This is a genomic window from Pseudobacter sp., assembly GCF_051955275.1.
GTDB lineage: Bacteria > Bacteroidota > Bacteroidia > Chitinophagales > Chitinophagaceae > Pseudobacter.
This window is the reverse complement of sequence record NZ_JBQCGW010000027.1, coordinates 20760-27729: the sequence shown is the minus strand read 5'-3', so window position 1 is coordinate 27729 and position 6970 is coordinate 20760. Positions and strand designations below refer to the sequence as shown.

Sequence of the window (6970 nt, the reverse complement as noted above, 5' to 3'; positions counted from 1 at the left end):
CTCCGCTGCCTTAATAGCAGTCTGCCTTTGTAATTTTTTCTTCTTCCTCTTTTTATCAATAAAAATGTATGCAACAAGCGTGACCACGGAAAATGCTGCTATCCAGATCAGCGCTTTTTCAATCTTCCCATTTCTCCCGTACAAAGCCAGCAGAACAATCAGTGGCGTGATGCCGCCGAGAGTAGCCAGTATATATTTTGTATAATTCATTTTAAGCATGCCGGTTACAAAACTGAGTGAGTCGTTAGACAAAGATGAGAGCCGCGTGATGGCAATGGCAGGCACTCCGTAATCCTTAATGAAGCTGCTGATCCTTTGTTGGGTCTTCTCGCCAAAGAACCTGCTTACGGTTGCACGTCCCAGGTATCTTCCGATCATGTATCCAAAGGAAGAGGATGCAAAAACGCCAGCCAGTGAGATCACTGAACCCCATACAGGCCCGTAACAGGTAATTGCCACCATCATTATAAGAATATTCGGTATTACGAAGAGAAACATCTGCACCACCATCACCAGTATGAGCAGGATGGGGCCCAGTATTCCAAACTGGCCAACCCAGTCTCGTATGCGTGTGGAGTCTTCGCTGGTTAGCACATGATATGCTTCATTGATGCCATTGTGGAAAGATGGTATTAGAAAATAGCAACCAACCAGTACTGCCAGCAGCCCAATGGAGATAAAAAGGGGCGCTTTGCTGACTTTGGGGCGAACTGAGTTATCGGGTAATGGATTTGTGTTCATACTCGTTAAGTTCTGATCCTGAGCTTTCTGGTAAGCGAAGAAAAATATTGTGCCAGCCTATATGACACCAGGATCTTACTGGCATAATTTATATGCATATCTGATTTCAAACAGTTTACTATGCCATCAACGGTCATCAGGAGTTTTGTATACGATGCCGACCAGGAAACGCTGATCATTGAATTTGTTTCCGGGAACCGGTACCGTTATCAGCATGTTGATAAGGAAGTGGTAGAAGCATTCAGGGCATACCGGGAGAAGGGAGTATTCTACAATCGGCATATCAAAGGAAAATATGCTTTTATCAGAATGGAAGAGCCTGAGTAAGTTATCTATTAAAATGTGAAGGACCAGAAAGTATGTTTACTGTTCAACTGACGCCTTTGACAATTTACTTCTTCCTGCGGAATGCAGTAGGGAGAAAAATGAAAGGTATTGAAAAATGGACAAGTTATGATTACGGAAGGTGGTTTCATCAAAAGTTCAGATTTACGCCTAACAAAAAAGACCGGATTGTTGGGAGTTCAAAAGGATATCTGATCGTTGGATCACCGTCCTTATAAGGAGTGACGGTGATCAGGTTCTGTATAGACAGATAGAACTTCATTTGTGTTATATATAAGGACTGTAACCATTTTTCGGGTGGGTACCAGGAAATTGATAACTGTCTTAATCTCAGGTATGATCCGTTTACCAGCATCAGGTTCGAATTCATCAAATCAGCCACAGCCTTTCTGTATTGCGGATTGCCGGTTGCCGATAGTTTTTGAAATGATGATGCTTCACCTGAATTACGCCAACGATCAAGCATTGAAGCCGGTTGATTAGTAAGCATATCACTTCTAAAAGAGCCAGGCGTTCTGGCCAGGTAATACAAATATGAATTGAATTGTTTCTGCACCTTTCCTTCAATAAATGCCTGGAATATCCATTTCCCCAAGCGTACACTGTTGTTCAGGCTACCAAATAAGACTGGATCAAGGTTTCCAACCGGGACAATATCCTCCGGGTAGCTGATTACGCCATCTCCTGATACATCAACAAAGCTGCTCAGGCCGGTTATAGGGTCAACGTGGGAAAATCGCAATCCATATTGTTCAGTTATTGATTTTCCCACTGTCAGCGTTCTCTTATAAAGTGAATTTTTCAGGTCAGGGAAAGACCTGAGCTTGTTTTGGGGAAAAGCCATTACCAGGGAGGTTTCCCAGGATCTATTCCTTCTCAGATATGGCTTTAGCGATAAAGAAATTTCAAAGCCATTATTCTGTACGGAAGCTTTCTGGTTTTCAGAATAAATGAATGATTGACCTGTCTGACCTGGGATGAGTGCTGTCAGTAGTTGATTGGAAGTAACGTTATGATACCATGATAATGATACAAACATATTGCTTCTGAACAATAAGTCAACGGTAACATCCTTCTTGCTTGTAAATTCTCCTCCCCATGCCGGCAACTGGGTTTGCTCTGGTAACATACTTACATGGTAGCTTAATGGTTGTTGTTGTTGCAGATAGCTGTTGTAGTTATTTATAAAGTTGTCATTGCCGCTGGTGCCAAAATTCGCGCGAAGAATTCCGGAAGCCAGAAAAGGGACGATTTTTTTTATGATCTTTTCATTAGAGAATTCCCAGCTTGTGCCAATTGCTCCCCAAAAAGCATAAGATGATTCCTGTATTCTTCGGGGCGGCGCATCAAACCGGCCGATTAGTTGAATGGCATATTTTTTCTCATAAGAGAAATTAAAGGAGCCATATATACTTTTTTGTTTCATAGAAAGACCTGACCTCTGCTGTGCAATATTGCCAGCAGCTTCGAGGATTCCCAGAAACTTATCGTTATCATATCCGGTAAGGGATAATTTTTCTCCTTTTATTCCCTGAACATTCATAGCTGACCCGAAATTGATCTGGGTGCTGTATTTATTATTGCGGGAACTGTCCTTGAATTGAAATTGGGGTTCAATGCTCAGGTTGTACCAGTTACTGCCTCCGTAATGTATTGTTCCCTGCATATTGGACAAAAGGGGAGCCACTGCTTTCGGGAAAATACTGTTTTCGTTCAGTTGTATTTTATTTGCGCCTGCCCTGACACTAAATTTCAATTTGGTGGAAATGATATGCTCCAGATTAAGACTGGACAAAATGGTTGTAAGCTCAGTATTATATCTGTTTAACAATTGTGCATATATGTTCGTGAAGCTCAAACCGTTTTCTTCAAATACAAGTTTCCCTTCAGCATTTGTTGCTGCGGGAGCGTTGGGAGCAAGATAAATGAGCGACATGGGATTAAGAGCTGGCAGGTTTTGCCTTTCACTGCTCACAAGGATTGTAAAGTCAGTTTTTGTTTTTTTATCCACCTTGAAACTACTGTTAATAAATAAACTTGCATCCCCATTCCTGAATTTTGATGGCAGTACAGTAGTTTCTTCACGAAAACCGATCCCGCAATAAATACTGAATTTATCATTGAAACTTCCGGATCCGGAAACATGGTAGTGCCTGGTATTTGCAGTGTTGCCAAGCAAAAATTTGCTCCAGTTGGTATTGCGGTCGGCAGGCCATTGCAAAAGATCAGGAGCGGTGTGAATATTTTCATAGACCCCGTCATTCGACATCGCCTCCCGTCTCATCTCTGCATACTGGGAAGAATTCATCATACGAGGCATAAATGCGGTTACAGAGCCCCCTCGTGAAATATTCACATTGTACCTGGGGGCTTGAAAAGCATTGGCCCTTTTTGTCCGGATACTGATAGCTCCATGCCCGCCCCGGCTGCCGAAAATAGCAGTTGCGTCTGCATCTCTTATTACTTCTATAGATTCGATATCTTCCAGATTCAAAGTATTCAGAATATTTATGCCCCGCCTGTTATTGTCCGTTTCAGGATCTCCTATTGCAGATGACAGATTTCTCAAAGGCAGGGTAGCAGGCGCCAAGATGGTCCCATTTAGCAAAATGAGTGGACTGTTCAGAGAATTATTGAAAGAGCCATGTATCAGACCAATGGATTGATTTCCACGAAGCTGAATTTTGCAGCCAGTCCCGGGAGAACCGTTGTCGTCTGTAATCAGCAGGCCCGGAATCCTTCCTTGCAGGGAGCTGAAAATATTGTAGCTGTTGATAGATGGTAGATCCTTTGCCTCCACGAGCACTGGGTTTGCAGTATGTTTTCTTGTAAAATTGAATGCAGATGTTGAAACCTGTATTTCCTGAAGATGGCTGCTTCGCTTTACCATTATAATTTGTAATCGCTCATTGATTGTTGCCCGCACGTTTTGACTTTCAAATGTTGTATGAGAAATTTGAAGTAAAACATATTTCCTGTCAGCCGGGATCCGGAAATTTCCTGTCCGGGAGGATATATAGTATTTTGAATACGAAGGGGCAGAAATAGTTACAGCTGGTAATGGATTTCCTTCTTCGTCTGTTATCAAACCCTCTATGTAACCTGCAATTGGTGCCTGTAAAGTTTTGTTGCTGAAAAATGCAATTATATTCCCTGTTATGGCAAACCTGGTCTCTGTTTTTTCAGCGATCAGTTTAAGTAAACGTCCCGTTGAGATATTTTGAGCAGGTAGTTCTATTATCAGATTTTTGTCCAATGCTGTAATTGCATAAACGAAATTAAAGCCTGTCCTGGAATGAATGAAATTCAGTAGTGTAGAAACTTTATTATGCCTGGGAGTGATATACAGTAAGTCAGACGTGTCTCTTTGGCTCTGGGAAAGAACCGTAGTTTGTAAAGACAATAATAGCAGCAACAATAGCAGTGCTTTCCTTACAAAGTATTGTACCGGGTTTATGGAATTGATTATGACCAAATAGCAAGGTTTCATTAATTACCCGTAATCACGATGGTGTCTCCAAATGCGCAGGTTTTATTCCTGGAATGATATCTGATCAGCTTGAGTTCTTCCAATTGGTCAAGAAGATCGATCAATGGCCTTTTTCTTTGCCATGTCAGGTTATAAGATTGATTGGAGAGATTGTTAGAGATTATTTTTACATTATACCAATTCGCCAGGTCGTTCAGTATTTCAGACAGCGGCAATTCGTTGTATGAAAATTCGCTGTTCATCCAGTCCTCCGGGTCACCAGGGATATGCACCTGCACTTTTTTTATTTTCTCTTTGCTTACGGTTAGTTGCTGGCCTGTATGTAAGATCTCCACAAGTTTGTTTGCGTTGACCTTCACTGCTCCCTTCATCACAACAACTTTTGTTGTGCCTTTTTGATTACAGACCTGGAAAGATGTGCCAAGCACTGTAATGGAGACTTTCTCCGTGTTAACGCTGAAATGTTTGTTCCTGTCTTTGTTGTCTATCTCAAAAAATGCTTCTCCCTGCATAGAGACCTCATACAGGGTTGATGCTTTAGCCGGAAATTTTAATTCAGAGCCAGGAGCTAACCATACTTTGGAGCCATCAGGTAATTCATAAGTTGATTTGTCTCCTGATTGTACCTTGATTGTTAAGATCGGGTTGTTGTCTTTCTCGTTTAAATAAACATAACATAATGCAATCGAGGAAATGATGATTGCAACTGTTAATTCTGTTTTCGCTCTTTTGAAGATGGACTTTCTTATCTGTTTTAAAGATTTTCCGAACCTTGTAGAAGTGCTGCTGATTTCTTCCGTTCCCGTCTGTTCATTCCTCTCTTTAATTGTTTGTTTGTCTGAAGCGCCCGGGCTTGTTTTTTTCATTTGGTCAACAATTGTTGTTAATTTGTAATGCGATAATTGTGTTCGATAGACGGTACGGAATAGATCTCCCTCCTGTGAGAAAACGAAGGAATCTTTATCGCATGGGAAAATTGACGCAAATGAAGAATGCGGCCTGGTTGGGTGGGCAAAGATAATGGATTATCTTTGCCTCGTACATCAATTCCTGAATTATGATATCTGTCGGCGGAGTAGCTATAGGCAATTTCAAAAAGGATTTCTCCCTGGATGGAGAAGTGCTCCCTGTTGAGTTTGTGACCATGAACTGCGTGGAAAAACAATTGTACCAGCTCTATTTTCCTCACGAAGGCAAAACCATCAGGATCCATATGCAAAGAGATCAGAATGGGGACTTCAAGATCATGGGCGACAAAGTTTGCCCTGCCAGATACCTGCCTCTTGAGGCCGAATTCGATGCAGCAATCAAAAATTATTGATATACGGTCATGAGGTTCGGCAGCGTAACCGCTTCATTTGATAAATAAGCTATATTTTAGCTGCTGAGTCTTCATTACATGAAAAATCTATTCTATTCTTTTCTGGCGCTTGCCTGCCTTGGTAGCTGCTCGCCCAAAACTGCCACTCAATTTTCCGGAAAACAAAGTTCCGGCAATCCTGTCTTCCCCGGCTGGTATGCAGACCCTGAGGGCATCATCTTCGGCAAGCAATACTGGATCTATCCTACTTATTCTGCTCCATACACCAAACAGGTATTCATGGATGCCTTCTCATCAAAAGACCTCGTCAACTGGACAAAACATGAGCGCATCATCGATACCGCTGCTGTGAAATGGGCCTGGAGATGTATGTGGGCGCCCAGTATCCTTCAAAAGGATAATAAGTATTTCCTGTTCTTTTCTGCCAATGATATCCAGACCGAAAAGGAACATGGAGGCATTGGTGTGGCCGTTGCCGACAAGCCGGAAGGTCCTTTTAAAGACTACCTCGGAAAGCCATTGCTGGATAAGATCGTGAATAAGGCACAGCCTATCGACCAGTACGTATTCCATGATAAGGACGGGCAGTACTATATGATCTACGGAGGCTGGGGCCGTTGCAATATCACTAAATTGAAAAATGATTTCACTGGCCTGATCCCATTTGAAGATGGAAATACATTCCGGGAGATCACACCCAAAGGATATGTGGAAGGTCCGCTCATGTTCATCCGCAACAACAAATATTATTTTATGTGGAGCGAAGGTGGCTGGACGGGCCCTGATTACAAAGTGGCCTATGCCATCGGTGATTCTCCCTTCGGACCCTTTGAGCGCATCGGCACTGTGTTGGAGCAGGATGCAACTGTGGCAAGGGGAGCAGGTCATCACTCTGTTTTACAACCTCCCGGTAGTAAGGACTGGTACATCGTTTACCACCGCCGCCCATTGGGCGCAACGGATGGCAATCACCGCGAGACCTGCATCGATAAAATGGAATTCGATGAGAATGGTCTGATCAAACCGGTAAAAATGACTTTTGAAGGCGTACGTAAACACCTGTTGAAATAAAC

At 42.5% G+C, this 6970-nt stretch carries 6 protein-coding genes; 3 read left to right on the top strand and 3 right to left on the bottom strand.

Features of this window, described 5'->3' with window-relative positions; translation table 11 throughout:
• Nucleotides 1-741, bottom strand: a 741-nt coding sequence (locus ACTHMC_RS03140) for a TVP38/TMEM64 family protein (protein WP_440410745.1), incomplete at its 3' end; no start/stop codon positions are given.
• 120 nt (nucleotides 742-861) lie between these two features.
• Here ACTHMC_RS03140 and ACTHMC_RS03135 point away from each other — a divergent pair.
• Nucleotides 862-1068: a KTSC domain-containing protein gene (locus ACTHMC_RS03135; RefSeq protein WP_440410744.1), complete on the top strand. Its 207-nt coding sequence runs from the start codon at nucleotides 862-864 to the stop codon at nucleotides 1066-1068.
• A gap of 148 nt (nucleotides 1069-1216) precedes the next feature.
• Here ACTHMC_RS03135 and ACTHMC_RS03130 read toward each other — a convergent pair whose 3' ends face one another.
• Both ACTHMC_RS03130 and ACTHMC_RS03125 read right to left on the bottom strand, forming a co-directional pair.
• On the bottom strand, nucleotides 1217-4342 hold the full coding sequence (locus ACTHMC_RS03130) for a SusC/RagA family TonB-linked outer membrane protein (RefSeq protein WP_440410742.1): 3126 nt from the start codon (nucleotides 4340-4342) through the stop codon (nucleotides 1217-1219).
• A 233-nt stretch (nucleotides 4343-4575) separates the two neighbouring features.
• Entirely contained in the window at nucleotides 4576-5442 is an 867-nt protein-coding gene (locus ACTHMC_RS03125) for a FecR family protein (protein WP_440410740.1), read from the bottom strand.
• 191 nt (nucleotides 5443-5633) lie between these two features.
• Between ACTHMC_RS03125 and ACTHMC_RS03120 the strand changes: the two genes are divergently transcribed.
• Together ACTHMC_RS03120 and ACTHMC_RS03115 are read left to right on the top strand one after the other, a co-directional pair.
• Nucleotides 5634-5897: a hypothetical protein gene (locus tag ACTHMC_RS03120; RefSeq protein WP_440410738.1), complete on the top strand. Its 264-nt coding sequence runs from the start codon at nucleotides 5634-5636 to the stop codon at nucleotides 5895-5897.
• Nucleotides 5898-5975: 78 nt separating this feature from the next.
• The gene (locus tag ACTHMC_RS03115; RefSeq protein WP_440410736.1) at nucleotides 5976-6968 is read left to right on the top strand and encodes a glycoside hydrolase family 43 protein; all 993 of its coding nucleotides are present in this window, start codon (nucleotides 5976-5978) and stop codon (nucleotides 6966-6968) included.
• Nucleotides 6969-6970: the final 2 nt, after the last annotated feature.

What these genes read in the sequence shown, in the direction of transcription:
- ACTHMC_RS03125 (WP_440410740.1), bottom strand. Translation starts at nt 5,442, where the DNA reads ATGAAAAAAACAAGCCCGGGCGCTTCAGACAAACAAACAATTAAAGAG.
- ACTHMC_RS03120 (WP_440410738.1), top strand. Translation starts at nt 5,634, where the DNA reads ATGATATCTGTCGGCGGAGTAGCTATAGGCAATTTCAAAAAGGATTTC.
- ACTHMC_RS03115 (WP_440410736.1), top strand. Translation starts at nt 5,976, where the DNA reads ATGAAAAATCTATTCTATTCTTTTCTGGCGCTTGCCTGCCTTGGTAGC.
- ACTHMC_RS03135 (WP_440410744.1), top strand. Translation starts at nt 862, where the DNA reads ATGCCATCAACGGTCATCAGGAGTTTTGTATACGATGCCGACCAGGAA.